Here is a 25,429-nt window from a genome sequence, read left to right as displayed (position 1 = left end):
GCCGCTTACGCGCTCGCTCACTCCCCTTGAAATCGAGTACGATGTAGGCGTGGGGGGGATGACCCATCGTATGGAGTGTGCTCAACGTCATCGGAACCATCGCCTTTGCCCTGAGCGGTTCCATTGTCGCCACGGAAGAACGGTACGACTGGCTCGGCGTGTATGTGCTTGGGTTCGTCGCCGCGTTCGGCGGCGGTATGATTCGCAACCTCATCGTCGGGTTGCCCGTCGCGCAGATCTGGCACCAGCCCGTCCTGTTTGTCACGGCTGCCCTGACCATCACGGCTGTCCTCATCTTGCCCTACGGTTTTCTGCATCGCTTTCGGCGGATCGTCAGCTTCTTCGACGCCATCGGCCTGGCGGCGTTCGCGGTCGAAGGCGCCATGTACGCGTATCGGGCGCACAGCACGTTCGTGACCACCGTCGTGGCCGCGCTCATGACAGGCATTGGGGGCGGGCTCATCCGGGATCTCCTCGCCTCCCGCAAGCCGCTCGTCTTTCAGGCCGAGATCTACGCCATTTGGGCGATGCTGGCCGGCGCCGCGGTGGGGCTCGGGCTCATCCGGACGGCGTGGGAAGAATATCTGCTGTTTGCCCTCGTCGCCGCGCTTCGCATGCTGTCCGTTCGTTGGAATTGGCATCTTCCTCGCACTGGTCCGCCGGAGGAGACCACGACGCCCTTCGGCACCTGAACGGGTCAGACGGAGCGCCGGTTCGCACACGGCGCGCAGAAGAACTTGGAATCTCAAAAATTCCTCAAGAAAATTTCAAGGTTGGCCATGTACGCTGACGAAGAGGGTTCCATGCCCCTCAACAGCGCCATGGCCGTTTCACGAAAGGGCGTCCGTGAGCGTGAGACTCTGGCATGAAGCGCTGATTCCGAAGCTGCCGCGTGCGCAGCTGTTGGGCCAGCATCGGGAATGCTGTGCCCTGCGTGGACTTGGCTGGAATCGACCCCATGCGACGGTGAATTACGTCTTTCAGCATCCGTACGAATACCTGGTCCAGTATCACCGGCTCGTCATGGAGGAGATGGAGCGCCGAGGGTACCGCGTGGATCCCGCGTGGTGGGACCCGCGCTACCGCGGCAAGCGCGCGCCGCTGGCGGACATTGACCCTTCCCGCTATTCCCGGTCGTCGCCCATTTATCCTGAACACGACGACAGGTATCTGGCCGCTTGTCTCGAAAACTTACGGGCGAAGGGCATCATTCTTTGATTGCGCGGAGGTTTTCGAGATGTCGTGTCCTGGATGTGAGGTTGGGCAAGGTGGCGTCACGCTGAAGGTTCCCGAGGAAGATGTGGAGGGCGTCCTGCGTTCCCTCGCGTCTGCGCGCGCAGTCCGCTGGTCTGGCGCGTCGACGGTCTCCATGCCGCCCGATGTGTTTGTAGCTCGCGCAACGTACTGGCAAGCGTTCTTCGATACGAGCTCGTGGAGGGTCGGATTGACAGGCCCTGACGGGGCCGATACGACGGATCGCCCGTTTGACGCGTTCGTCGAAGAGCTTCCTTCCGTCTGGATTGACGAGTTGCTCGCTAGGCGCGGCATCCAAATGGCCATGCAGCCGATTGTGGACCTGACGAAGGGGGGCGTGGTCGCCTGTGAAATGCTTGTGCGTGCCACGGCCCCAGACGGAAGCTTCGTTTCGCCGCACGCGCTCTTTGAGGCGGCCCGCGAACAATCCCGGCTCTTCGCGCTCGATCGCGCCTGCCGGATTGAGGCCATCGCGGCGGCGAGGCGGCTGCCCGCGGACTGGGACGTCTTTGTGAATTTCATCCCGACCGCCATTTACGTGCCCGAGCATTGTCTCCAGTCCACCTTCGCGGCCGCAGAGCAGTACGCCGTCCACCCATCCAGGCTGGTTTTTGAGGTGGTGGAGACGGAGCGCGTCGATGATGTCGCCCATCTGCGGGCCATTCTCGCGTTCTACCGCGCGAAAGGCGTGCGCTACGCGCTCGACGACTTCGGCGAAGGATACAGCGACGAGAACATGCTGCGCGCCATCTCGCCAGATGTCGTCAAGCTGGATCGCCAATATGTCGATCACGTCGACCGCGATTCGGCCAAACGCCGCGTGGCGGAGGGGCTCGCGCGGGTGGCCCAATCGCTTGACATTCGCCTGTTGGCGGAGGGTGTCGAACGGCCCGAGGAAGCAAAGGCCCTGCTTGAACTTGGTTACACGTGGCAACAGGGGTACCTGTACGCGCGGCCGTCTCTCGAGGTGCCGGACGGATCGATTGCGTGGTTGCCGCGGGCGTGAGTTCCGGACGCGGAGCGTTTCGCTATACTACGGATGTATCTTTCGGACAGGGGGAGCATCCGTTGCCGACTGGAAAACCGACTGTCGCGGTGATTTCGTACCACGCGCCGCCCGTCTTAAACGCCGAATCGATTCTGGTGTGGAAGACGCTCAAGGTGCTGAGAACCTGGTTTCATCTGCGCCTCGTCACGGCGAGCGTCCCGTCGGCCGATACGACGCTCACGCTTCCGGACGACATCGAGGTGGAGCGGCTTCCCACCTGGATGCCGTCCGCGTACAAGCCGCGCCGCGCGCTCGAGAAGATCATTGGGCGGTTCGCCGACGAGGCGTGGCTGTGGGCGAGGCAGGCGCCGGCCTCCATGCATGTGCCCGTCGATCTCCTCTACAGCCGATCCCAGCCAGGCGCGAGCCATTTGCTCGCGCTCCGGTGGAAGCTGCGGACGGGGAAACCGTGGATCGCCCAGTTCAGCGATCCTTGGGCGCACAATCCGTACCACGCGGGGCGCACGCCGAGGCGGAAGGCGTTCGACGAGGCGAATGAGCGGGCGGTCGTCGCCAAGGCGGACGCGCTCATCTTTCCTACGAAGGAGATCCTCGAGCAGTACGTTCATTTGTATCCGCACGTGCCCGTCGCGGATAAGTCGATGGTCCTGCCTCATCACTTCATGCCAGAGCTTTACCCGGAGCGCGTGGAGCGCCCGGCGGAGATCGCGGACAAGTTGCTCTTTGCGTACCTCGGCGACTTCTATGGACAGCGTTCGCCGGAGCCGTTTCTTGCGGGGCTCGAAAAGGCCCTGGCCGCGCGGCCCGACATGCGACAACGCGTGGCCGTGGAGTTCTACGGCAATGTCGAGTCGAAGTTTGAACCGCTCGTCGCGCGGGCGCCCATCCCGATTCGCAAGGGACGGGTGTCGTATCTCGACAGCCTTGCGCGCATGCGGCAGGCGGACGTGCTCGTCCTCATCGATGCGCCATCGGCCACGGGCCGCAATCCGTTTTTGGCCTCGAAGCTCATCGATTATTTGGGGGCAGGAAGGAAGATACTGGGTATTACGGACGTGGAAGGGACCGCCGCGGACATCCTTCGCGCCGAGGGACATCCCGTCGTCAGCCCGCGCGACGTGGACGGGATCGCGTCGGCGATGGTGGCGCTGATGGACGCGTACCAGCGCGGCGAGTCATTTTCCGTGCCCGTGCCCATGGCGTACTCCAGTGAAGAAGTCGTCGCGAAACTCGCGGCTCGCATGGAGCGTCTGTTGGGGGAGACACACATGAAGTGAGGGTGAGCGATGAGCACCATTGTGTGGCAGCCGACGCCGGTGACGAAGGCGGACAGGCGCCGATTGAACGGGCATTCGAGCTGTGTGGTGTGGCTGACGGGTCTGGCAGGCGCGGGCAAGTCGACCATCGCCTGTGCGCTGGAGCTCGCGCTGCACGAGCGAGGCGTGCGGACGTACCTGCTGGACGGGGATAACCTCCGCCACGGGCTCAATCGCGATCTCGGCTTTTCGGCCGACCATCGGACAGAGAACATCCGCCGGGCGGCGGAGGTGGCAAAGCTGTTCGTGGATGCGGGCGTCATCGCCATCTGTAGCCTCATTTCGCCATATCGGCGGGATCGGGAGGCGGCTCGCGCGCTATTTGAGCCAGGGGAGTTTATCGAGGTTTTCGTCGACTGCCCGGTCGAGGTGTGCAAGGCGCGCGATCCGAAGGGGCTCTATCGGCGAGCGCTGGCGGGGGAAATCCAGGGTTTTACGGGGATCGACGATCCATACGAGCCGCCGCTAGCCCCGGATGTCGTGGTGAAGACGGCTTGCATGCCCATCCAAGCGTGCGTCAAGGCCATTCTCCATCACCTTGAGGAAACGGGCCACCTGGGCCTGCGGGACGGCGCCGCGGGCGAGCGGGCGGCCGGGGAAAGGTAGGGGATGGACGTGGCGCGACCCAACTTCTTCATTGTCGGCGCGGCGAAGTGCGGCACCAGCTCGCTCGATCGTTATTTGAGCCAGCACCCGGACATCTACATTCCGCCGAAGAAAGAGGCGCATTTCTTCTCCATCCCCGATTTTCCCGAGCGTTTCACGGGCCCCGGCGACGAGGGCATGAACCTGTACACGATTCGCGATGAGGCTGCGTACCTCAAGCTGTTCGACGGCGTTCGTGGTGAGCGGGCCGTCGGCGAGGCATCGGTGTTTTACCTGTTCTATCCTGGTACGGCGCAGCGCATCTATGACGCGTATCCCGACGCCAAGATCCTCATCATGCTGCGCAATCCGGTCGATCGCGCCTTTTCGGCCTACATGCACCTGGTCCGCGACGAGCGAGAGACGCTTTCGTTCCGCGAGTCCCTCGCTAAGGAAGAGGAGCGGATCCGGCAACACTACGAGCCGCTGTGGTATTATCGTGCCGTCGGCCTGTATGCGGCGCAGGTCAAGCGGTATCTCGACGTGTTCGGGCGAGATCAGGTCAAGGTCATCCTGTTTGAGGATTTTGCGCGCGATCCCGTCCAGGTGGTTCGGGATTGCTGCGCGTTCCTTGGCGTGTCCACGGACTTCGTTCCAGACACCTCGATTCGCCACAACGAGTCGGGCGTGCCCAAATCGAGAGCGCTCTACAACTTCATCGCGAAGCCGAACGCACTGAAGGAAATCGTCAAGCCGTTCATTCCGGCGGCGGTGCGTGAGCGGTTGGGCAACCAGGCGAAGTCGATGGTGCTCGGGCGGATGGAGATGGAGCCCGACCTTCGGGAAGAGCTGACCGCCTTCTTTGCGCCGGACGTGGAGCGGCTCGAGGCGCTCATCCATCGCGACTTGTCCGCGTGGCGGCGACCGGCGCGAGCCGCAGGATCGCAGTGAGACGGGAGGGAAGCGCATGGAGGTTTTGGAGGCGATTCGGGGGCGCCGGCACATCAAGCAGTTCAAGCCGGATCCTATCGATGAAGCGACGTGGATGAGTTGGTTGCAGGAGGCGACGAACGCGCCGAACCACAAGATGACCGAGCCCTGGGAAATCATCGTCGTCGGGCCGGAAGCGAGGATGAATCTGCGCCACGGCGCGAACTTTGGCGATGCGCCGGTCGTCCTCGCGGTACTCAGCAAGCGGGGCGCTTCGCAAATCGAGCGCGATGAGAACCTGATGGCCGTCGCGTGCTTCCTTGAAAACTTGAGCCTCATCGCGGAGGCTCACGGCGCGGGCATCCGCTGGACATCCATCGGTTGGCAGGAGCACGCGCGCCAGGTGCTCGGCGTGTCGGACGAGTACGACATTGCGAACATCATCGGGTTGGGCTATCCGGAGGAAGTGCCGCCGGCGAAGCCGCGCACGCCCATCGCCGAGAAGATTCGGCGGGTGCCGTGATGGCGGACGCGAGGCAAGGCGCGGATCTGGAGGCGAGATCGCCCTGGGCGCTCGGGGGATACCAGCTCGCGCGGGTGGGGGCTGTGCGCGGCCCCGTGGATGCGGAGGTGCGCGTGCCCGGATCGAAGAGCGTGACCAATCGGGCGCTTGTCATCGCCGCGCTGGCGGAGGGCGAGTCGACGCTTTCGGGCATCCTGCGAAGCGACGACGCGTATTGGTGCATCGAGGCGCTGCGCGAGCTCGGCGTCCCGGTCGAGGTGAAGGGGGACGTCGTGCGCATGACCGGCTGCGGCGGGCAGTTTCCGCGAAGTGACGCGCGCGTGTACACAGGCGCGGGCGGCACGACGGCGAGGTTTCTCACAGCCGCGCTCGCGGCCTCGAGAGGCGAGTACGAGATCCGCGGCAGCAGGCGGATGAACGAGCGGCCGATGGGCGAGCTGTTTCGGGCTCTGCGGGCGCTCGGGGCCGAAATCGAGCCGCTGGAGCGCCCGGACACGCTGCCCATTCGCCTCAGGGCTCGAGGGCTCGCAGGCGGAGAGGTCGCGATGTCGGGCGCGCAATCCTCCCAGTTTGTGAGCGGGGTGCTCATCGCGGCGCCCTACGCGCGCGCGCCGGTGAGCGTGCGCATCGTGGATCACATTGTCCAGCACGCCTACGTCCACATCACGCTCGACATGATGCGGGCGTTCGGCGCGACGTGCGCGGCTGCGGACGATCTCGCCGTCATCTCGGTCGAGCCGGGTGGCTACCGCGGCCGCTCCTACGATATCGAGGCGGACGCGTCCACGGCCTGCTACTTCTTCGCCGCCGCGGCTGTGACGGGCGGCCGCGTGCGCGTGACGAATCTCACGCGCGACACGCGCCAGCCCGACGTTCACTTCATCGACGTGCTCGCGAAGATGGGATGTCAGGTGGAGTCGTCACCTGCGGGCATCGAGGTCAGAGGCCCCGAGAAGCTTCGCGGCGGTTTCTCCGTCAGCATGAAGGAGATGTCGGATCAGACGCTGACGCTCGCGTTCCTCGCGCCGTTTGCGGACGGGCCGATTGAAATCACCGGCGTGGGCCATATCCGGCATCACGAGTCGGACCGCATCCGGGTCATCGTCGAGAGCCTCGCGCGCGTGGGCGTCCGCGCCGAAGAGCGGGAAGACGGCGTCGTCGTGTACCCGGGCCCACCCCAGCCCGCGGTGCTTCCGTCCTACGATGACCACCGCGTGGCCATGGCGCTTTCCGTGCTCGCGCTGCGCGCGGAGGGCATTGAAATTGAGGATCCGGGCTGCGTGTCAAAGACGTGCCCAACGTTTTTCCATCACTTGCGCGAGATGGGCGTTTTGGTCGATCTCGTCCCGTGAAGAGAGGCTGCTCACGGCGCATGGCGCGCCGGGGCAGCCTCCGTTGGTTCGTCGCGCTTGCCTGCGATGGCCATATATACCGCGGGCACCAAAAGCAGCGTGACCAGGGTGGAGAACGTCAGTCCAAACGCGATGACCGTGGCCATGGACGCGAGCGTCTCCGCGCCTTTTCCGTAGCCAATCACGAGCGGAAGCATGGCGAGCACCGTCGTCGCCGTGCTCATGAGGATGGGGCGCAGTCGAACGGGCCCAGCTTCCATGAGCGCTTCGCGCAGAGGCTTGCCTTCTCGGCGCAGCCGGTTGGCGTAGTCCACCAGCACAATCGCGTTGTTCGCGACGAGGCCCATCACCATGATCACGCCAATGGCCGAGTCCACGTTGAGCGATCGGTGCGTGAGCGTGAGTCCGAGCGCCGCGCCGATGAAGGTCGGCGGCAGCGAGAACATGATGACAAACGGCGTCAGCAGGGACTCAAATAGGCTCGCCATGAGCATGTACAAGAGCGCCACGGAGAAGAGAAACGCCCACAGCATGTCGAACATCGTCTGGCGGAGGAAGGCCCCGCCTTGGCCGAACCCCACGCTGTATCCGGCCGGAACGCGAATCGATTTCAGCTGCTTGGCGAGTTCCAGCTGCGCGCGGCCCTGCGTGATGCCGTACGGCGTCGCGGTCACCTCAACGGTTCGAACCCCGTTGATGTGCGTGATGCTCGGCGGCTCCGAGCCGTTCGAGACGGGGCCGAGCTTCGTGACCGGGACCATCTGCCCCGCCTGATTCTCCACCGTCAGATCCTGCAGGTGGTTCAGGTTCTGCGCGTAGCTCGGCGGCAGTTCGACGACGATATTGTAGGTGTTGCCGTTCACGTCGTATGTCGAGGCGATTTGCCCGCCGACGTCCGCCTTCAGCACGCTCTCCACGGCTTGCGCTGTGAGTCCGTATTCCGCGAGCGAGGACGGATCCAGCGTCAACGTGACGTTGGGCATGCCCGCCGTGGCGCCATTTTGGATGTCCTCTAGGCCGTGCACTCGGTGCATGGCCGCCGCCACCTGATTCGCGAGGCGCGTCAATTCGGCGACGTCAGGCCCTTGAATCTGCACTGAAATCTGATCCGACGCCGGACCGCTCGCCCCGTTGGCGGACGCCGCAGCCGCGGTGACCGTGGCGCCCGAAATGGATTGGGCAAGCTGATTGAACTGCGACGTCATCGCTTCGACATTCTGGCTCGAGACGGAATCCTCAAACCGCACGGTGACCGTCGCCTGGTTGGTGGCTGGCAGCGCGGCGTAAGAGTTGCCGCCGATCTGCGCATCCACCTGTTCAATCCCGTGGAGATGCGCCCGGGCGAGCGCCTCCACGCGCTTCGTCACCTTCTCCGTCGCCGCGAGCGAGGTGCCGGGTGGCGTCTGCACGCTCACCGTCATCTCGTCCTCGCCCACGTTCGGCACCAATTCAAAACCGATCTTCGGCACCATGGCCACACTCGCCACGAACATGAGGGCCGTGACGGTGAAAATCGTCTTCCGGTGCGACAGGCTGAAGGCGAGCAGGCGGCGGTACAGTTCCGTCAGCCCGTGCATGAAGCGCGCGGACCAGTCAAACGGTGCGTACCAGCGCATGGGCGCGTCTCGACCCGGCAGGCGATCCGGCTCGTCGAACCGCCGGCCTTTGAGAAGCCGCGACGCGAGCATCGGCGTGAAGGTGAGCGCCACGAACAGCGCGGCCACGTGTGAAAACGAGACCGTGAGCGACAGCGGCTTGAAAAACTGCCCGGCGATGCCCGGTACGAAGATGGACGGCGCAAAGACGCTGATCTGCGCGCACGCGGCCACGAAGACCGCCAGTCCCACCTCTTCGGTGCCGATCACGGCAGCTTCCATCGGGCGGAGGCCGCGCTGGCGAGACCGGAAGATGGACTCCAGCACGACGATGGAGAAATCGACGAGCGAGCCGAGGCTCACCGCGAGCGATCCCAGCGTGATGGAGTTGATGGAGAGCCCGGCAGCGGCCATGAGCGCGAAGGTCGACAGCGTGGCGATGGGGATGGCCACTGCCACCACGATGGTGGAGCGCACGCTGCGCAGAATCAGCAGGATGACCAGGATCCCGAAGATGAACCCGAGCACCGTGTGGTTGACCACGGTGTGGATGGTGTCGCGAACGGGCTGTGCGTCGTCCGTGAGCACCTCCAGGTGCACGCCGGGCGGCAGCTGCGCTTCCATGGACGGGAGCGCCTGCCACACGCCGTTTGAGACTTGCACGATGTTGGCGTCGGACGCCTGCGAAATGGACAGGGTCACGGCCGGCGCGTCGTTCACCGTGCTCACGAGTTCGACGGGCGCATGGCCGTCCTCAATCTGAGCGATGTCCTTGAGCCTGACGTCGCCGCGCAGAGGCAATGGAATCTCGAGATCTCCAAGTTGAGATGCGGATCCAATCTCCCCGCTCACATGGAGGGGGATGAGGAGGTTGCCCTTTTGGACCTGCCCGGCGTCCGCCGAGAGGTTGTTGGCGGCGATGGCATTCACCACCTGCTCGATGCTCAGATGGTACGTCTTCAGCTTGTCCGGATCCACCTCGACGGTGATCTGGCGCACGAGCCCGCCCGCCTCCTGGACGCCCGCAACGCCGTTCAGCCGCTCGATGGCCGGCTCCACGACGTTGGTCGCCGCGTCGGAGACGGTCTGCAGGGAGACGCCCTTCGATCCGTACACGGCAATGCGCATGATGGGCAGGCTGTTCGGGTCGAACTGCTGGACGAGCGGCGTCGTGGCGTCGGACGGGAGTTCCGGCTGAACCCGGTTCACCAGGCTGCGCATCTGGTTCAGTTCCTCGTCCAGATTGACGCCGTAGTTGAATTCCACAATCACGAGCGAACTTCCGGCCGTCGATTGCGACTCAATGAGGTTCACGCCCGAGAGCCCCTCGAGCGCCTGCTCGAGCGGGTGGGAAATCTGCTTTTCCACTTCTTCCGGCGAGGCGCCGTTCCATGACGTGACCACCGCCGCCACCGGTAGGTTAAGCTTCGGGTACAGCTCTTCCGGCAGGTGGAGGAGCGCAAAGACCCCGATGGCGACGAGCGCAATCATGAGCATGGTGATGGTGACGGGGCGGCGAATGGAGAATTTGGCAAGTTGCACGATCCCGGCTCCTTTCTTCCGTCTATCGTCGCCGGACGGGCCGCGATTTGCAAGCCAATCCAGAAGAAAAGCCGAGTGACGGAGGAGGAGAGGAGCCGGGGCGTGCCTCAGGCGTTGAGGATGTCCTGGCGGCCGAACCGGAGGAAGGCGGCGGCCAGAAGCACCACGGTCCAGGCGATGAGAACCGCGACGCCTTGCGCGAGCGTGACCGGCGAGCCGACGGTAAAGGCGGTGCCACCGGCGAGATCGCCATACAGGCTGAGATGGGTGGTAAAAAGCATCTTCACCCAGGATTGGCCGCGCGCCATGGCGGCGACCACGAAACCGATGATGATGGAACCCATGGCCGCCGACGTGCTGACCATCGCGGACGGAAAGAGGACGGAGCACGTGAAGGCGATGGAGGCCACCGCCACCATGGCGCCCGCCACGAGCGCGCTCTGCAGCAGAAATGCATGCCACATCGGCCAGACCACGGCGTGATCGTACAGTGCGACGGGCGTGGGTTGAAGGGCGCCAGGCTGCGTGAAGAATCGCACGTGGACGTTCAGCCACTCGGGCTGCATCGCGCCCTGAGGGCCGTCGATGGCCAGGGCGACGCCCAAAAACGCGAAACAGAGCAGAAAGGACAGCGCGGCGGACGATGCCACGGAGACGAGCCATTTGCCAAGCAGCAGCGTGCGCCGGCGCACGGGCCGCACCACCAGGAGCTTGATGGTCCCCTGGGTCATTTCGCCGGCCACCATGTCGCCGACGAGGATCACGACGAGCAACGGGATGAACGTCTTCGTGGCGGCGCCCACAAACTGACTCGTCTCTGCCCACCCGTTCAACAGGTTGGGCGAGATGGGCCCGACGTCATGCGCCAAGCGGTAACGATCCTCCTGTACGCGCTGCTGTAGGGCTGCCAGCGCCTGGGCCGCGCCGGCGGATGTGGGGGACTGGCGTTCGAGCAGGCTGAGCTGCGCCTCTGCGGCTGCAAGATCGGCCTTGGCGTTCGTCTTCCAGTCGGCGGATGCCGCCTGGGTCGGCACGCGGCTGTAAATTTGCTTCTCATGATGCTCCCCGAGCGCAAACATCCCCACGAGGCATAGGGCGAGCGCCACCACGACGGCGAGCCGCCTGCGGCGCACGAGTTTCATCCATTCGTTTTGCACGACGCGCCAGAGCGTCATGGCGTATCCCCTCCCGACTCTGCGCCTGTGAGCGCGAGAAACGATTGCTCCAGTCCCCCGGTGCGCGCCGCTTCATAGACGTCGAACCCGGCTCCGACGAGATCGCGAAGGAGCTTCGCGACACGGGCGTCGTCAAGATGGTGGACGACGAGCTTGGCGTCGCTTCCTTCGACTTCAAATCCGCGCGCCCGGAGCCATTCGGTCGCCTCATCCCACCGCGAGATGCGCAGGCGCAGGGAGCCAGCCCCTGCGCGAAGCTCCGCCACGCTCGCCTCGGCGATGATCCTGCCCTGTTGCAGCACGGCGACGCGATCGCACATCTGCTCGACCTCCGAGAGCAGGTGGCTGGAGACGAACACAGCCAAGCCTTCGGCGGCGAGGGTGCGGATGAGTTCGCGGAACTCGCGAATGCCGGCCGGATCGAGCCCATTCGTGGGCTCGTCGAGCACGAGCAGCTTCGGATCGGCAATCAGAGCCTGGGCGACGCCGAGGCGCTGCCGCATGCCGAGCGAATACCGCTTGACCTTGTCGTCAATGCGATCCTGGAGCCCGACGCGTTTGGCCACGCGCTCGATGCGCTCCTGGACGCGATCGACCCCGGCCAGCCGCGCGTAGTGGAGCAGGTTCTGGCGGCCGGTCAGATACCCGTACATCTCGGGATTTTCGACGATGGCGCCCAGGTATCGTTTTGCGCTGACGGGATCGCGCTCGACGTCGTGACCGCACACCTGGATGGCGCCGCGCGTGGGCCGTATGAGCCCGACAATCATGCGGATGGTCGTGGTCTTGCCAGCGCCGTTCGGCCCGAGGAAGCCGTACACTTCGCCCGCGCGCACGCTCATATTCAGCTGGCGGACGATCTCGCGGCGCCCGATGCGTTTGGTGACGTCAAACAGTTGCAACACGTTCATGGGTTCCACCTCCTCAAGCGGAAGAACGGATGGCGGCTGCGAAAGGCGTACAGGATGGAGCATGATGCCATCCAGATGAGAACGACTTCCACGGCGGCAGCTTTTCCGACGCCAAGGCCGATGGCCTGCGCAATCCACGTGGTTAGGAGAAACCCCGCAAGGAGGGCGATGCCAAGCGCGAACAGGCGCTGGCATACAGGAAACGGAAAGATCTCGTTCAGGTGTTCTAACGGGAGTCGTTGGAACAGCGCGGCTCCGAGCACCAGCCACAAGGCGATCCAGGCGACGAACCATATCCCGTACGCGACGAGCGCTCCGCCAGTCGTCCGGTCCAGCAGCGTAAGGGGTGACAAGCGCATGATGTCGTTCGACAGGGACGACGGATGCGGCCCGTTCCACTTGGAACTCACGTATTCGATGAACGCACCTGCGTACACGGGAAAGCCCGAGACACCGACGGCCGAGAGCCCGGCGGCGACGGGATGCGCAATGGTGGCGGCGGCCGCGAGGCCCACGCTCCAGGCCGCGAGATAGATGAGCAATCGCTTCACGACCACGTGTGCGACGAGTGCTGGGCTGGCGGGCAGCCCCATGCGGGCGTCGAGCACCCATAGGCTAATGAGAAACAAGATTTGGCTAACGACGAGCGTTCCTCCCGTGAGGAAGGCGTGTGCGGCGTACACGTCCCGCCGCCGGGCCGGACCAGCGAGGACGCTCATCAGTTCAACGCGGCGCGTCGCAAGCCCAGAAATGCCTAGGATGATCGACCAGCATGCGCCGAGGTCCAGCACGTTTGCCTCTTGGCCCGAAGCCAGCTGCACGAGATCCTCGCGCAGCGCATGGGGAGCGTTTGCGAAGAGAAAGCTCAACACCCAACCGCGGCCGAATACAAATGGCGTGGCGATGAGCCACCAGCGCAGAGAGCGCCACGTGTACCACCACACGGCCCTAGACGCCTTCGTCTGCATCAAAGGCGTACCCCTCCTTCCGCATCAGCAGGCGAAACCATTCGTCCAACGGGAGATGGTCTTGGACAACGATCTGATGAATGCCGACCGCGCGAAGTTGGTCTCGGACATGGTCCAACGACGCCCGCTCCACCATGGTGCTGAAGGAACCGCTGCCATCCTGCTCCCAGCTGAGCGCATCGTCCGCCGCGAGGAGTACTGCTTGCCCTTCAGGGCGAACCACCAATTTTACGAACCCTTCTTTCGCCTCCTCCAGTGCACCCGACCACACCGAGCGTCCTTGGTATAACACCGTGAGGCTGTCTGCCAGTCGCTCCACGTCGTCGACGGCGTGTGTCGCCACAAGCAAGGAGGTTCCCGAATCCGCCGCTTCGCCGACGAGCCACTTCCAGATTTGCCTTTGCACGACGGGATCGAGCCCCGTGGTGGGTTCGTCGAGCAGAAGCAGGCGAGGGCGTGTCGCGAGCGCGAACGCGAGCTTCGCGCGCATGCGCATGCCGATCGAAAACCGGTGGACGCGTTGGCTAAGCGGCAGGTCGAGCTGTCTCAGCAGGCTGCGGAATCGGTGGTGATCCCAGCGCTCGTACATGAGTCGACCGTACGACTCCCAGTCCTCGAGCGTCCACCGCGCGGGCAGGGAGACCGTGGGATCCACAAAGGCCACCTGGGCTCGCCAGGCCGGATCGTTCCACGGACTCACGGGCCTTTCCACCCAGACCATCTCGCCGCCATCTGGCCGGTAGAGCCCCGCCAGGATCCGCAACAGCGTGGTTTTGCCGGAACCGTTCACGCCCAGGATTCCGTGGACGGAGCCTTCGCAGAGGGAGAAGGTGACAGAGACAAGTGCCGCCTGTCCTCGAATGTGCTTGGACAGTTGCTGAACGGAGAGGATGATGTCCACTATACCTCCTTCTTTCTCTCGCCGCGCGCGGCGTCACGCGCCTGGCGAAACATCCGCTCGAACTCGTCTTCCGCGAGGCCCAGGTGGTAGGCCTCAATCCACGCGAGCCGCAGGGAGTCGCGGAGTTTTTCGATGCGCTCCTCGACATCGGGCGGCCTCTGCCCTGGGCTCGCCACGAACGTGCCCCGGCCTCGGACGACCTCGATCACGCGGCTTCGCTCGAGCTCCTGATACGCCTTCGCGACGGTGTTGTGGTTGATGGCGAGGGAGACAGCGAGATCCCGCACGGAGGGCAGGCGATCGCCGGGCTTCAGCCAGCCAGCTGCCACCGCCCCTTTGATGCCGTCCACAATCTGCTGGTAGACCGGCGTGGGAGACCGGGGATCCACCTGAAGCCACACGGCCATCACCCCCTTGGCGGACGTTTGTGGGCGCGCTCGGCGAGTGTCTCATGTGTACTAGTTCGAATAGTACACATGCATCATACGGGGGTTGGACGCCGATGTCAAGCGGCCGGGCAGGCGGTCCCGGCAGACTTCAGGCGTCCCGCTTACTCCGCGGAATGTCGTAGATCATGCCGTCGTGCGCGAGCAGCGTGTTGGGGAAAACGGCTCGGGCCTCCGCGAGGAACTCGTCCTCCTCGGTCCGCTCGTAGCGCGCGCTCAGATGCGTGAGGATGAGGCACTTGGCCCCTGCCTCCTGCGCGATCTCGGCGGCTTGGCGCGCCGTGCTGTGGAAGAAGGCCGAGGCGAGATGCGCATGTCGATCCAGGAACGTGGCTTCGTGCACGAGACAGTCGGCGCCGCGCGCCAGTTCCACCGCGGCCTTACATGGCCTCGTGTCGCCGAGGATGGCGATGACGCGCCCGGGTTCGGCCGGATCGACGAAATCGGCCGCGCGCAGCCGCCGTCCATCGGGGAGGGTCACGTCCTCACCGGCCTTGAGCCGCGCCCAGAGGGGGCTCGGTTGAAGGCCCTCCGCGCGGAGCTGCTCCGCATGGAGGCGGCCGGGGAAGGGCGCCTCTTCAATTCGGTAGCCGTAGGAGGGTATGGCGTGATCGAGGAGTGCCGCGCGCACGGTATACAGCCCTTCGCGGACGGGCTCGGGCTCGGGTGACGTCCACTCGTGAAATTGGATCGCGTAGCTGAGGTGCGTCTGACTCAGATCGAGGGTGGCGCGGACGAACGCTCGGATACCGGCTGGGCCGTAGAGCTGCAACGGTCCGACGTTCTCTGGAAACGACCGCGTGCTGAGGAGCCCCGGAAGGCCGAAGATGTGATCGCCGTGGAGGTGTGTGATGAAGACGCGATCGACCCGGTTGGGGCCGAACGGCGCGTCGAACATGCGGTGCTGCGTCGCTTCGCCGCAGTCGAACAGCCATACGGTGCTGTCCTCCCGGGTCAGGCGAAGCGCGATGGCGGTCACGTTGCGGCGCCGGGAAGGGGCCCCGGCGCCCGTGCCGAGAAAGATGAGCTCCATACCGTTCATCCTCTGCCGCGTCAGTGGGCCACGTATTGGATGTGGCGCAGATGGTTTCGTCCCATCCACAGTACCATGATGGCCACCACGACGCCTAGGCATCCGATGAAAAACGGCATGGCGGGTCCGACCGCATCGCTGAGCTTCCCCGCCAGCCAGGGGGCAACCGCGCCGCCCACGAAGCGGACGAAGCTGTATGCGGCGGATGCGGTGGGCCGCTCAACGGGAGCCGCCTGCATGACCGCGGTCGTGATGACCGTGTTGTTGACGCCGAGGAAGGCGCCGGCGAGGATGATGCAGATGACGAGCGTCAGCCGCGAGTGCACGCTCAGGCCCATGACCAAGAGGTCCAGGGCGAACAGCGCGAGGATGGTGTACATGACCGGCAGGATGCCAAACTTCTCTGCCAGCCACGGAGCGACGAAGACCGACGTGACGGCGAGCAGGATGCCCCATCCGAAATACGTGTAGCCGATGCCGATGGCGGACATGTGCAGCGGATACGGGCCGTAGCCGAGCAGCGTGAAGAAGCCGAAGTTGTAAAACAGGCTCGTCAACCCGAGCGTCAACAGGCTGAGGTGCCCGAGCGCCCGAAACGGCGCCGCGATGGAGGCGCGGTGCGCAGGCTTGGGCACGCCGCGGAGAAAGAGCAGGACGGCCACAAATCCGATGGCCATGAGCGTCGCCACGCCGTAGAACGGATAGCGCCAGCTGTGCTCGCCGAGCGTCCCGCCGAGGAGGGGCCCCACGGAGATGCCAAGCCCGAGAGCGGCCTCGTACAGGATGATAGCGCTCGCCGCGGTGCCTCTCGCGGCTGACACGATGACGGAAAGCGCGGTGGCGATGAACATGGCGTTGCCGAGGCCCCAGCCGCCGCGGAAGCCGACGATTTGGCCGACGCTGTGCGACCGGCCGGCGAGGAAGGAAAAGACGATGATCAGCGCGAGGCCGCAGAGCAGCGTGTACTTTGGCCCAATGCGGGTCGAAATGAATCCGGTGAACACCATCATGCAGCCGGTGACAAGCATATAGCTCGTAAAGAGGAGCTCCGTCTGGGCCTTGGTGGCGTGGAGTTGCGCCGAGATCGCGGGTAAAATTGGATCAACCAGCCCAAGCCCCATGAAGGCCACCACGCAGGCAAAGGCGACGGCCCAGACGGGCGCAGGCTGCCGCAGGATGTTCGACTCGGCGTGATCGAACTCCTGTGCGACATCGGGTTGCGCGGACACGTGGAATTCCTCCTTTCGTGTGACGTGCCAACGAGAGCGTGAGCCCCAAGTTGTTCAGGGACACGAGAAATGAACTCTACACAACTATTGTATTATACAACTATCACGCTGAAAATGCACCCAAAGGAGGCCGACATGGATCAGGCCAGGATGGACTCGTTCGAAGCGTTGGAGCGCGAAATGGCCATCTTCGCGCGGCGGCTCGAGGGCGCACGTCAGTCGTGGCGCAAGCATCGGGAGATTGACCGCTCGGCGTATCTGATTTTACTGGCGCTGCGCGAGGAGGGAGAGCTCACCGCAGGGCAGCTCGCCGCGCGGTTTTTGCTCGACATTTCAACCATCAGCCGGCAGATCACGCCGCTTGTGGAGGCGGGTTGGATTGCCAAGGAGCGAGATGAGGAGGACAAGCGCCAACTCCGCCTGACCATCACCGAGGCGGGGGTGGAGGCGCTCGAGGCCACGCGCGCGTCCCGCATCGAGCTGTATCGAGAGCTTGTGGGGGATTGGACAGAGGAGGAGCGAAGGACGTTCCTCAGCCTTTTGCGCCGTCTCAACGAGCGAATTTGGGCAAGGCAGCAGGCGGAGCGCACATGAGCCTGGTCAGTGTCGTGAGCGTCGTCGTGGCGGTGGTGCTCCTCTCAGGCGTCTTTATCGCGAGCGCTCACAGCCGGATGGGCCTTCCGGCGATGGTGGGGTTCGTCGCGCTCGGCTGCGCCATCGCCGCGCTGGATCCGGATCTGCTGACCGCTATTTCCCCGGACGTGGCCACGAATCTCAGTTCATTGGCGCTCGCGATGATTCTCTTCGACGGAGGGCTGCATACGACGCCCCAGCGCGTGCGCCGGGCGTTCTGGCCGGCCATGTCTTTGGCCACGCTCGGCGTCCTCGCGCAGAGCGCTATCATGACCGCCTTGGCGCATGCGGTCCTGCGCCTGCCGTGGCTCTCGTCGGCGATGCTCGGCGTGGCCGCGAGTTCCACGGATGCCGCCAGTGTGTTCAGCGCGCTCGGCAACACGTCCCTCAAGGCGAGGTTGGCCGACGTACTCGAGGTGGAGTCGGGCACCAATGACCCGATGACGTTCTTTTTGATGACGGTCCTCATCGATCTCGCCCGGACAGGGCGTCCCGGGCTCCGCCCGCTCGAGGTGGCCGTGCTCTTCGCGGCCCAAATGGGCATCGGGCTCGGCGTCGGACTCGCCGCCGGGTATCTCGGCCGGAAACTTCTCGCCGCGGCGCGGCTCGACACACCGGGCCTCTACCCGGCCGTGACGTTGGCGATGGCGCTCCTGTCGTTCGGCATGGCGCAGTCGATGTCCGGGAGCGGTTTTCTCGCGGTCTACCTGACCGGCGTTGTGATGGCGGGCGGGCGCATGAGCGAGCGCTTGGCGGTGCTCCGCTTCCACGAAGGGCTCGCCTGGATTGTGCAAATTGTGATGTTTGTCGTGCTCGGATTTTTCCTTGTTCCCCGCGATTTTGCCGACGTGGCGGTGCCAGGGCTTCTCCTCGCCTACGGTGCCATCTTCGTGGCTCGCCCGGCCGCCGTGTGGCTGTCGACTCTCTTCTTCAGAATGACCGCAGAGGAGCGCTGGTTCATCGCGTGGGCCGGGCTCCGCGGCGCGGCACCCATCGTCCTCATCTTGTTTGCCGTCGAGGCGCACGTCCAGGGCTACATCGCGCTCGTGGAGGTCGTGTTTTTCGTCGTGCTCGTCTCCGCGCTGGTTCAGGGCATGACGGTCGAGTGGCTCGCCGAGAGATTCGGACTCGTCCAGGCCACGCCGCCCGAATCGATGTGCGAACTGCTCGCTATCGCGCGCGAAGCTGCGGTCATGGTGCCCATTGTGGTGATGCCGGGATCGCCACGCGCCGGAAAGAGGCTGCGCGATCTCGCCTTTCCGCCCGACACCCTGTGCTACGCCGTGGTGCGCGGCGGCAAAGCCATCGTCCCGCGCGGGAGCACCCGAATCCGAGAAGGCGATCACCTGCTCGTCCTGGCCCACGAAGGCGCCGTCAGCGAACTTGAGCGGCTGTTTCACGAGGATCAGGTGGGGCACGCAGAGGCGCTGCCATGAGGACCACCTAGGGCCGCGACGCGCGAATTTCGCGGCTCACGAGTGCTCCTCACTGCGCGGCTTCTCATCTCCTTCGTCCTTGATGGATGGGAAGCCGGGTAGCTCTTCGGCCATCTCGAGCAGGAGGTCGTCATCCTCGTCGTCGTCGAAATGAGGCCGAAACCATGCTGGTTTGGTGCGAACCCGCATTGTACGTCCCTCGCCTTCCGCTTGCGGGTCGGTGGATATCCCCATGATACCGCATGGGCGCGCACCTCGCATGGCGCATGCTCGGCGTGTGACATTTGTCACATCCCGCCGATGACGGCGTTCACTGGTCGCCAAAGCTCATACCGGGTAGGATCGACATCAAGATGGGACCTGGAGGCGATGTCCTTTGGCGGCAGCCGCCATTTCGGTGGAGCACGTTTCGAAGCGGTTTGGCGCAATTCACGCGGTGGACGACGTCACGTTCGATGTCGAGCCCGGCACCATCGTGGCCCTGCTTGGGCCGAACGGGGCCGGCAAGACTACGCTCATCTCCATGATTCTGGGACTGTCGCAGCCGACCCATGGTTCGGTGCGGGTCTTTGGCCACCGCCCGCGCGATCGCGCCGCGCGAGAGCGGCTCGGGGTCATGTTGCAGCACGTGACCCTGCCGCAGAGCGTGAAGGTGAAGGAACTTGTGGCGTGGTTCCGCAGCTTCTACCCGCATCCGTTGCCGGCGGACAACCTCCTTCAGATGGCCGGCATCGAACATCTCGCAGAGCGGGAGGCCGTGAAGCTGTCCGGCGGCGAGCAGCGGCGGCTCCAGTTCGCCCTCGCCATGGCGGGCGATCCGGCGTTGCTCCTGCTGGACGAGCCGACGACGGGCATGGACGTCGAGTCGCGGCGGGCGTTTTGGGACAGCCTGCGCAGCTTCGTGTATGACGGCCGGCGCACGCTTCTGCTAACCACGCATCACTTGGAGGAGGCCGAGTCCGTCGCCGATCGCGTCATCTTGCTCAAGGGCGGCCGGGTGATCGCGGACGGGAGCCTTGCCGAGATCAAGGCGCAGGCCGGACATCGGTACGTGAGCTTTATCGCGGGACCGCGGTGCACGAAGGAAGAGATCGAACAGCTTCCGTACGTCCGGAGCGTGCGGTACAGCGGACGCCACGTGCGAATCGAGACGGATCGGCCGGACGACGTGCTTCGCGCCATCATCTTGCGCGATCTCGACGCCTCGTCGTTTGAAGTCTCGCAGGGTGCGCTTGAGGATGCGTTCGTCGCCCTGACGGAGCTGGACGACCGTCTCGAAGAGAGGGGGGTGATCCGATGAATTCGTGGCTTCTGGAGTGGCGTATCGAGGTCCTACGGAATGTGCGCAATCGCCGGTTTTTCATCTTCACCCTGTTGTTTCCGGTCGGGTTCTACCTCCTGTATGTGAATCTGTACGGCCGACACGCGCAGGTGGGCGGGATCGAGTGGTCGAAGTATTTTCTCATCTCCATGTCCGTGTTCGGCGTCGTGGGCACGGGGCTGAACGGCAATGCGGTGCGCGTGGCCATCGAGCGAACGCAGGGTTGGACGAGTTGGATGCTCACGACGCCCCGCCCGGCTGCCCAGGCGGTGACGACGAAGATCGCGGCGAACGTGGTGGTGAACGCCATCGCCATCGCCATCATGTTCTTGGTCGGCGCGTTCGTGGAACACGTCCGGATGCCGGCCGGCGAATGGCTTGGTTGCGGTGCGGCAACGGTATTCGGCGCGCTTGTGTTCACCGCGCTCGGCATTTTGATTGGGCATATCGGCGGGCGCGAGGCCGCGCAAATTCTCGCGAGCATCGTGTATTTCCTGATCTCCATTGCGGGCGGGCTGTGGATACCGATTCAGGTCCTGCCGCCGTTTTTCCAGCATCTTGCGCTCTGGATGCCGACCTACCGGCTGGCGGATATCGCCTGGTCTCTCATCGGGCAGCGCACTGTCCAGTGGAGCGATGTGGCCGTTCTTCTCGCCTACCTGATTGGCTTTGTGCTCTTGGCGGCGTGGGTGTCGACGCGGCCGCGGGAGGTTCGTTCGGTCGCATGAGGAAAGCGTAGGCTCAACTGTCGGGAGGCTGTCGACATGAGGCGGAAACTCCGCCGAGGCGCCATCGAGACGATGATCTTCTTCTTGCTTCAACTGGTGTATCCCGCCTCGTTTTTGTTGGGACTTCCGGTGCGGGCCATGGCGGCTGGCCTAGGGAGCCTTGCCGCCTTTGGAGCGCTTTACGTCGTGGCCTTTCTCACGCCGCGCAACAGCCCTTGGCGAATCGCGGCGTTCTTCGGGCAATTGGCCATCCTCCTGACGCTGATGGCCGCCTTCAGTCTGAACTACGTGTATCTCCTCTTCTACCCCGTCGCGACCATCCTCTACGGGCCTCTTCGGCGCACCATGGCGCTCTTCGCCGTCCTGTGCGCGAGCGTCGGCACGCTCGTGGCCGTCGAGCGGGCCCATCATATCCCATTCCCGCAGGGGTTTCATTACCTCTTGATTGGCGCCTTGTTCGGCGGAAGCATCCTGATTTACATGATGCGCGCCTGGGCGGCGCTCGAGCAGACCAACGCGCGGCTTCAGGCGGCTCAGAGCGAGATTGCGCGGCTCAGCCAGGCCGAGGAACGGGCGCGCATCGGGCGCGACCTGCACGATCTTTTGGGCCACCAGTTGTCGCTCATCACGCTGAAGGCGCAGGTGGCCGGGCGCATTCTGGAGCGCACGGGGGACGTTCCTCGAGCGCGCGACGAGATCGAACAGATTGAGCGGGTGAGCCGAGCGACGCTCGAATCGGTGCGCGCGTATGTGGCCGACATGCGCGCGACGGACTGGCAGGACGCCTGGCGCGCCGCGGAAGAAGTGCTCGCAGCCGCGGGCATCGAGGCGCACATGGCGTGCGAGATGGACGCTGTCCCGAAGACGGTGGAGCATGCGTATGCGATGTGCCTGCGCGAGGCCGTAACGAACGTCGTCCGGCACAGCGGCGCCAGGCGATGCGCGGTCCGCCTGTGGCGGGACGGGCCGCTCGTGGTGCTCGCCGTCGCGGACGACGGCGAAGGAGCGGCAGAATTCGCGACGATCCCGACCTGCGGCGGGAGCGGCATTGCCGGCATGCGCGCCCGGATGGCGCAGATTGGCGGGGAGTGCGAGCGGTTGGGACGGGACGACTGGCGCCGACGAGCCCTCGGATGGCCCGAGTTTGAGCCGGGCTGGGTCGTGGTGCTGAAGGCCCCCGTTCCCATCGAGCGACGGGAGGGTCTGCCGTGATACGCGTGTTATTGGCGGAGGATCAAGGCTTAGTGTCCGATGCGCTTGCGACGCTCCTCGCCCTGGAGGGCGACTTTGACGTGGTCGCCACCGCGGGCGACGGCGAGGAGGCGGTGGCGAAAGCCATCGCCTTGCGGCCGGATCTCGCGCTGTTGGACATCGAGATGCCGAAAATGAGCGGGCTCGACGCCGCGGCGCGCATCCTGCGGGACGTGCCAGGCGTGCGCGTGGTTTTGCTGACCACCTTCGCGCGGCCTGGCTACCTCAGGCGCGCCTTGCAGGCCGGGGTGCACGGTTACCTGTTGAAAGACGGCAAAGTCGAGCAGCTCGCGGCTCACCTTCGTTCCATCATGGCAGGCCAGCGCGTGTTCGATCCCGCCCTGATGATGGCGGCCATCGAGACGGATAATCCGCTGTCCGCGCGCGAGATCGACGTGCTGCGGCTCGCCAAGCGCGGGCTCACCACGCGGCAGATGGCCAAGGAATTGTTCCTCTCCGAGGGCACGGTCCGCAATTACTTGTCTGGCGCCTTGGCCAAGCTCGGCTGCGCCACACGCCAGGAGGCCATCCGCAAGGCGGACGACATGGGTTGGCTGTGATCGGCCGCCGTGATCGCCCGGATGGAAACGCGTACAATGGACATGACCACCATGGGGAGGGGAGTGTCGATGCGACTCGCGTTTTTCTCGGACGTGCACGGAAACGAGCTAGCCCTCGATGCGGTCATTGGCGATCTGCGGCAAGTGGGATGCGATGGCGTCTATGTACTCGGCGATCTCGCCTTTCGGGGCTATGCGCCGAAGGCGTGTGTGGAGAAGGTCGTCGAGGTGGCAGACAAGGTCATCCGCGGCAACGCCGACGAATGGGTGGTGCGCGGGGTGCGGCCCGGCGAGGTGCCGGAGGAGCGGCGCGCCGGCATGGACGAGGAGGCAGCGTTTGCACGGGGGTTGCTCAACCGAGCGGAACTCGAATACCTCGCCAACTTGCCGGTTCTGCTCGAGGAAGATTCGCCGTTCGGAGGCTGGCTCGCCTTTCACGCCACGCCGCTCGATCCGTTTCCGGTGGTGGCGGCCGACGCGCCGGATGAGGACATCGAGTCGCGCATCTTCGCCGGCTGGGGCGCGCGTCTGTACCTATACGGCCACATTCATGTGCCGTACGTCCGCGATATCCGCGGGAGGACCGTCGTCAACCTCGGCAGCGTCGGCATGCCGTTCGACGGCGTGCCCCAGGCCTCGTACGTCATCCTGCACGTGGATGGGGACGCGTTCCGCGTGGAACATCGCAGGGTTCCCTACGACGTGGAGGCCGCGTGCAGGCGATACGACGAGATCGGCTATCCGGCGGCTGACGTGATGAAGCGGGTGTTACGCGCCGCGCGACCCGTCTGATTCGAGCTGGACGGCGAGCTCCGCGCCGGCCAGGCCCACGGCCTCGACCACGCGCTCCACGGCCTTGGCGTATTGCGCGCGATCCCAGCTGTTGTACGACGGGTGTGGCACGCCGTCGATCACGTCCCACTTCTCGTCTGCCACGTCGGCCAGCGCGAAGAACTTCTGCGCAAACCGCCCACAGGGAACGAGGGTGATGGCGCGGCCGCGGTAGGCCTCGAGCTTTTTGCGCAAGTCGTTTGCGAGATAGGACTGAATGTCCTGTTGGCGCGGGTCGGCGAATGACCACTTCTGGTTCTGCGTGCGGACGGCATTCATCGCCTCAAACCAGTCGGCGTACCGAACCTGAATGTCGCGCGGGTACGCGGCCGCCTGCAAGGGAATGTTGCACACGTTCATCAGACCAATCGCGGAGAGGCGCGGCCGTTTCGCGCCTGTCTCCGCATTTTTCTTCACCATGCGGCCGAGCGGCAGGTGGCCATATTCCGGGCCGAAGATGTGTCGCGACATGGTGGCCCCAGACGATCCCGCCACCGGCGCGCCGTGGCGAAGTTCCTGGATGTGCGGAGATTCCAGGATGAAAAGCACCGTGGACGTATCCAGCACGATGTCCGGCACTCGGTAATCCTTAGAAAGGATATCCACGAGGTCTGCAAACGTCGTCACGAGCTCCATCGAATGTCCCGCCTTTGCAAGGGTTCAGGGATACGTGCGCGCCATGGCAGCGCAACCACGCGATACGTCCATTGTAACATGGTTTAAATTGCCTACCCACAAGCAATACTAGGTTGCGGGATTTGTGACGCCGCGGCAGGAGGCCCGGAGCGAAGAGGCCCGCGCCTTATCGTTTCAAGCATGCTTTGCTTATTGAACGTTTTTCAAAATCGTCATATTGTCAAGCGCGTCGTTCTGCGAAATATGTCGGGCCAAGTGGTATCATCAACTTGGCGATGGAGCGCGCTACGATGGCCCGCAGACTGCGATGTGTACAATCCTTTCGGTCGGATGGTTTCGTTGTCGATCGTCGTCTGCAAACGGGGGGCGCCGCGGAAGTTTCGCAACAGATAGGACAGAAGGGAGACGAAAGCGACGATGAAGCCAAAAGGGCGTCGAGTGGGAGGACTGATTGCGCTCATTGGTTTTACGGTACTCGCACTCACGGGATGCGACAGCCCGAAGTATTGGCCGGTTCTGAGCCCGCAGGGGCCAGTGGCTCGGAGCGAGTATTATCTCATCATCTATTCGTTCATCTTGATGCTGCTTGTCGTCCTGGCCGTGTTCATCCTGTTTTTCTGGGTGATCATCAAGTACCGGGCGCGGCCTGACAACGCGGATTACGTTCCGCCGGAAATCGAGGGCAACGCCAAGCTCGAGACGCTCTGGACCGTCATCCCGATTCTGGTCGTGATTGCCCTCGCGATTCCGACGGTCGCCGTGACGTACAAGCTGGTGTATCCGCCGAAGGTGGAGGCGGCGACGGCGAAGATTGTGGGCAAGTCCATCACCATCGACGTCATTTCGGAGCAGTGGAAGTGGGTGTTCAAGTATCCGGCTCAGAACATCGAGACGGTCAACTACGTGAATATCCCGGCGGGCGTCCCGGTGGACTTTGAGCTCACATCGAGCGGGCCCATGAACACGTTCTGGGTGCCTGCGCTCGGCGGCATGGAGTTCACGATGCCGAACATGAACCTGAAGCTTTGGCTGGAAGCCGACCACCCAGGCAGCTATCTCGGGCGCGGCGCGCAGTATTCCGGACGCGGCTTTGCGCACATGACGTTCACCGTCAATGCGCTCTCGCCGACGGACTTTGAGAACTGGGTCAAGAGCGTGCAGCAGACCGCGCCGAAGTTGACGAAGCAAGCCGAGGCGCAGATCAACCAACCTGGTCTCATCGGCAAGCTGACCTTCTCGTCGACGACGCCAGAGTAAAGCTCGT

General features: G+C 64.4%; 26 protein-coding genes. 16 read left to right on the top strand and 10 right to left on the bottom strand.

The genetic code is table 11. The features are described 5' to 3' along the window. The first annotated feature begins 77 nt into the window (after window positions 1–77). From AC27E8_RS15325 to aroA, 8 genes are all read left to right on the top strand, one after another. Window positions 78–692: a trimeric intracellular cation channel family protein gene (locus AC27E8_RS15325; protein WP_014463463.1), complete on the top strand. Its 615-nt coding sequence runs from the start codon at window positions 78–80 to the stop codon at window positions 690–692. Between the two features lie 154 nt (window positions 693–846). Then, window positions 847–1,218, top strand: coding sequence for a TIGR02328 family protein (locus AC27E8_RS15320; protein WP_487100167.1), 372 nt, complete (start codon window positions 847–849; stop codon window positions 1,216–1,218). Between the two features lie 19 nt (window positions 1,219–1,237). Further along, entirely contained in the window at window positions 1,238–2,260 is a 1,023-nt protein-coding gene (locus AC27E8_RS15315) for an EAL domain-containing protein (RefSeq protein WP_487100166.1), read from the top strand. 62 nt (window positions 2,261–2,322) lie between these two features. Then, a complete protein-coding gene (locus tag AC27E8_RS15310; protein ID WP_487100165.1) occupies window positions 2,323–3,540 on the top strand; it encodes a glycosyltransferase family protein in 1,218 nt (405 codons plus the stop codon). Window positions 3,541–3,549: 9 nt separating this feature from the next. Further along, complete coding sequence (cysC, locus tag AC27E8_RS15305) at window positions 3,550–4,185, top strand: adenylyl-sulfate kinase (protein WP_487100164.1); 636 nt, start codon at window positions 3,550–3,552, stop codon at window positions 4,183–4,185. Window positions 4,186–4,188: 3 nt separating this feature from the next. Beyond that, entirely contained in the window at window positions 4,189–5,115 is a 927-nt protein-coding gene (locus AC27E8_RS15300) for a sulfotransferase family protein (protein WP_487100163.1), read from the top strand. 16 nt (window positions 5,116–5,131) lie between these two features. Beyond that, window positions 5,132–5,617: a nitroreductase family protein gene (locus AC27E8_RS15295; protein WP_014463469.1), complete on the top strand. Its 486-nt coding sequence runs from the start codon at window positions 5,132–5,134 to the stop codon at window positions 5,615–5,617. Continuing rightward, window positions 5,617–6,969, top strand: coding sequence for a 3-phosphoshikimate 1-carboxyvinyltransferase (aroA, locus tag AC27E8_RS15290; protein ID WP_487100162.1), 1,353 nt, complete (start codon window positions 5,617–5,619; stop codon window positions 6,967–6,969). The genes AC27E8_RS15295 and aroA overlap by 1 nt, the downstream gene beginning before the upstream one ends. A gap of 11 nt (window positions 6,970–6,980) precedes the next feature. On the opposite strand, the gene AC27E8_RS15285 is transcribed toward aroA, so the two are convergent. The 8 genes from AC27E8_RS15285 to AC27E8_RS15250 form a co-directional block, all read right to left on the bottom strand. After that, window positions 6,981–10,106 (bottom strand): efflux RND transporter permease subunit, encoded by a 3,126-nt coding sequence (locus AC27E8_RS15285; protein WP_487100161.1) that lies wholly within the window; start codon window positions 10,104–10,106, stop codon window positions 6,981–6,983. A gap of 107 nt (window positions 10,107–10,213) precedes the next feature. After that, on the bottom strand, window positions 10,214–11,281 hold the full coding sequence (locus AC27E8_RS15280) for an ABC transporter permease subunit (RefSeq protein WP_487100159.1): 1,068 nt from the start codon (window positions 11,279–11,281) through the stop codon (window positions 10,214–10,216). After that, the gene (locus AC27E8_RS15275) at window positions 11,278–12,192 is read right to left on the bottom strand and encodes an ABC transporter ATP-binding protein (RefSeq protein ID WP_487100158.1); all 915 of its coding nucleotides are present in this window, start codon (window positions 12,190–12,192) and stop codon (window positions 11,278–11,280) included. Before AC27E8_RS15275 ends, AC27E8_RS15280 begins: the two co-directional genes overlap by 4 nt. Then, window positions 12,189–13,160, bottom strand: a complete 972-nt coding sequence (locus tag AC27E8_RS15270; protein ID WP_487100228.1) for a hypothetical protein — start codon at window positions 13,158–13,160, stop codon at window positions 12,189–12,191. Before AC27E8_RS15270 ends, AC27E8_RS15275 begins: the two co-directional genes overlap by 4 nt. Beyond that, the gene (locus AC27E8_RS15265) at window positions 13,141–14,061 is read right to left on the bottom strand and encodes an ABC transporter ATP-binding protein (RefSeq protein ID WP_487100157.1); all 921 of its coding nucleotides are present in this window, start codon (window positions 14,059–14,061) and stop codon (window positions 13,141–13,143) included. The genes AC27E8_RS15270 and AC27E8_RS15265 overlap by 20 nt, the downstream gene beginning before the upstream one ends. Further along, on the bottom strand, window positions 14,061–14,468 hold the full coding sequence (locus AC27E8_RS15260) for a GntR family transcriptional regulator (protein WP_487100156.1): 408 nt from the start codon (window positions 14,466–14,468) through the stop codon (window positions 14,061–14,063). The genes AC27E8_RS15265 and AC27E8_RS15260 overlap by 1 nt, the downstream gene beginning before the upstream one ends. Before the next feature lie 130 nt (window positions 14,469–14,598). Then, window positions 14,599–15,540, bottom strand: a complete 942-nt coding sequence (gene rnz, locus AC27E8_RS15255) for a ribonuclease Z (RefSeq protein ID WP_487100155.1) — start codon at window positions 15,538–15,540, stop codon at window positions 14,599–14,601. Between the two features lie 20 nt (window positions 15,541–15,560). Beyond that, the gene (locus AC27E8_RS15250; protein ID WP_487100154.1) at window positions 15,561–16,769 is read right to left on the bottom strand and encodes an MFS transporter; all 1,209 of its coding nucleotides are present in this window, start codon (window positions 16,767–16,769) and stop codon (window positions 15,561–15,563) included. A 135-nt stretch (window positions 16,770–16,904) separates the two neighbouring features. On the opposite strand from AC27E8_RS15250, the gene AC27E8_RS15245 reads away from it, so the two are divergent. Together AC27E8_RS15245 and AC27E8_RS15240 are read left to right on the top strand one after the other, a co-directional pair. Then, on the top strand, window positions 16,905–17,363 hold the full coding sequence (locus tag AC27E8_RS15245; protein WP_487100153.1) for a MarR family winged helix-turn-helix transcriptional regulator: 459 nt from the start codon (window positions 16,905–16,907) through the stop codon (window positions 17,361–17,363). Further along, window positions 17,360–18,838 carry a potassium/proton antiporter gene (locus AC27E8_RS15240; RefSeq protein WP_487100151.1) on the top strand — a complete coding sequence of 493 codons (1,479 nt, stop codon included), beginning with the start codon at window positions 17,360–17,362 and terminating at the stop codon, window positions 18,836–18,838. Before AC27E8_RS15245 ends, AC27E8_RS15240 begins: the two co-directional genes overlap by 4 nt. Window positions 18,839–18,874: 36 nt before the next feature. Here AC27E8_RS15240 and AC27E8_RS15235 read toward each other — a convergent pair whose 3' ends face one another. Continuing rightward, window positions 18,875–19,027 carry a hypothetical protein gene (locus AC27E8_RS15235; protein WP_367306614.1) on the bottom strand — a complete coding sequence of 51 codons (153 nt, stop codon included), beginning with the start codon at window positions 19,025–19,027 and terminating at the stop codon, window positions 18,875–18,877. Between the two features lie 187 nt (window positions 19,028–19,214). Between AC27E8_RS15235 and AC27E8_RS15230 the strand changes: the two genes are divergently transcribed. From AC27E8_RS15230 to AC27E8_RS15210, 5 genes are all read left to right on the top strand, one after another. Further along, window positions 19,215–20,138: an ABC transporter ATP-binding protein gene (locus AC27E8_RS15230; RefSeq protein ID WP_487100150.1), complete on the top strand. Its 924-nt coding sequence runs from the start codon at window positions 19,215–19,217 to the stop codon at window positions 20,136–20,138. Continuing rightward, the gene (locus tag AC27E8_RS15225) at window positions 20,135–20,887 is read left to right on the top strand and encodes an ABC transporter permease (protein WP_487100149.1); all 753 of its coding nucleotides are present in this window, start codon (window positions 20,135–20,137) and stop codon (window positions 20,885–20,887) included. The genes AC27E8_RS15230 and AC27E8_RS15225 overlap by 4 nt, the downstream gene beginning before the upstream one ends. A 36-nt stretch (window positions 20,888–20,923) precedes the next feature. Then, window positions 20,924–22,099 (top strand): sensor histidine kinase, encoded by a 1,176-nt coding sequence (locus AC27E8_RS15220; protein ID WP_487100148.1) that lies wholly within the window; start codon window positions 20,924–20,926, stop codon window positions 22,097–22,099. Further along, entirely contained in the window at window positions 22,096–22,698 is a 603-nt protein-coding gene (locus AC27E8_RS15215) for a response regulator transcription factor (RefSeq protein WP_487100147.1), read from the top strand. Before AC27E8_RS15220 ends, AC27E8_RS15215 begins: the two co-directional genes overlap by 4 nt. A gap of 69 nt (window positions 22,699–22,767) precedes the next feature. Next, entirely contained in the window at window positions 22,768–23,490 is a 723-nt protein-coding gene (locus AC27E8_RS15210) for a metallophosphoesterase family protein (protein ID WP_487100146.1), read from the top strand. Here AC27E8_RS15210 and AC27E8_RS15205 read toward each other — a convergent pair. After that, the gene (locus tag AC27E8_RS15205) at window positions 23,467–24,165 is read right to left on the bottom strand and encodes a uracil-DNA glycosylase family protein (protein WP_487100145.1); all 699 of its coding nucleotides are present in this window, start codon (window positions 24,163–24,165) and stop codon (window positions 23,467–23,469) included. The genes AC27E8_RS15210 and AC27E8_RS15205 overlap by 24 nt on opposite strands. A 417-nt stretch (window positions 24,166–24,582) precedes the next feature. Here AC27E8_RS15205 and AC27E8_RS15200 point away from each other — a divergent pair, with 417 nt between their 5' ends. After that, complete coding sequence (locus AC27E8_RS15200; protein WP_487100143.1) at window positions 24,583–25,422, top strand: cytochrome c oxidase subunit II; 840 nt, start codon at window positions 24,583–24,585, stop codon at window positions 25,420–25,422. Window positions 25,423–25,429 lie beyond the last annotated feature (7 nt).

The organism is Alicyclobacillus sp. CIJ1, from assembly GCF_057538885.1.
The sequence above is the reverse complement of the archived record's forward strand: the minus strand, read 5'-3'. Positions and strand labels throughout refer to the sequence as shown.

What these genes read in the sequence shown, in the direction of transcription:
- AC27E8_RS15315 (WP_487100166.1), top strand. Translation starts at nt 1,238, where the DNA reads ATGTCGTGTCCTGGATGTGAGGTTGGGCAAGGTGGCGTCACGCTGAAG.
- cysC (WP_487100164.1), top strand. Translation starts at nt 3,550, where the DNA reads ATGAGCACCATTGTGTGGCAGCCGACGCCGGTGACGAAGGCGGACAGG.
- AC27E8_RS15300 (WP_487100163.1), top strand. Translation starts at nt 4,189, where the DNA reads ATGGACGTGGCGCGACCCAACTTCTTCATTGTCGGCGCGGCGAAGTGC.
- AC27E8_RS15295 (WP_014463469.1), top strand. Translation starts at nt 5,132, where the DNA reads ATGGAGGTTTTGGAGGCGATTCGGGGGCGCCGGCACATCAAGCAGTTC.
- aroA (WP_487100162.1), top strand. Translation starts at nt 5,617, where the DNA reads ATGGCGGACGCGAGGCAAGGCGCGGATCTGGAGGCGAGATCGCCCTGG.
- AC27E8_RS15280 (WP_487100159.1), bottom strand. Translation starts at nt 11,281, where the DNA reads ATGACGCTCTGGCGCGTCGTGCAAAACGAATGGATGAAACTCGTGCGC.
- AC27E8_RS15275 (WP_487100158.1), bottom strand. Translation starts at nt 12,192, where the DNA reads ATGAACGTGTTGCAACTGTTTGACGTCACCAAACGCATCGGGCGCCGC.
- AC27E8_RS15270 (WP_487100228.1), bottom strand. Translation starts at nt 13,160, where the DNA reads ATGCAGACGAAGGCGTCTAGGGCCGTGTGGTGGTACACGTGGCGCTCT.
- AC27E8_RS15260 (WP_487100156.1), bottom strand. Translation starts at nt 14,468, where the DNA reads ATGGCCGTGTGGCTTCAGGTGGATCCCCGGTCTCCCACGCCGGTCTAC.
- rnz (WP_487100155.1), bottom strand. Translation starts at nt 15,540, where the DNA reads ATGGAGCTCATCTTTCTCGGCACGGGCGCCGGGGCCCCTTCCCGGCGC.
- AC27E8_RS15245 (WP_487100153.1), top strand. Translation starts at nt 16,905, where the DNA reads ATGGATCAGGCCAGGATGGACTCGTTCGAAGCGTTGGAGCGCGAAATG.
- AC27E8_RS15240 (WP_487100151.1), top strand. Translation starts at nt 17,360, where the DNA reads ATGAGCCTGGTCAGTGTCGTGAGCGTCGTCGTGGCGGTGGTGCTCCTC.
- AC27E8_RS15235 (WP_367306614.1), bottom strand. Translation starts at nt 19,027, where the DNA reads ATGCGGGTTCGCACCAAACCAGCATGGTTTCGGCCTCATTTCGACGAC.
- AC27E8_RS15225 (WP_487100149.1), top strand. Translation starts at nt 20,135, where the DNA reads ATGAATTCGTGGCTTCTGGAGTGGCGTATCGAGGTCCTACGGAATGTG.
- AC27E8_RS15220 (WP_487100148.1), top strand. Translation starts at nt 20,924, where the DNA reads ATGAGGCGGAAACTCCGCCGAGGCGCCATCGAGACGATGATCTTCTTC.
- AC27E8_RS15210 (WP_487100146.1), top strand. Translation starts at nt 22,768, where the DNA reads ATGCGACTCGCGTTTTTCTCGGACGTGCACGGAAACGAGCTAGCCCTC.
- AC27E8_RS15205 (WP_487100145.1), bottom strand. Translation starts at nt 24,165, where the DNA reads ATGGAGCTCGTGACGACGTTTGCAGACCTCGTGGATATCCTTTCTAAG.
- AC27E8_RS15200 (WP_487100143.1), top strand. Translation starts at nt 24,583, where the DNA reads ATGAAGCCAAAAGGGCGTCGAGTGGGAGGACTGATTGCGCTCATTGGT.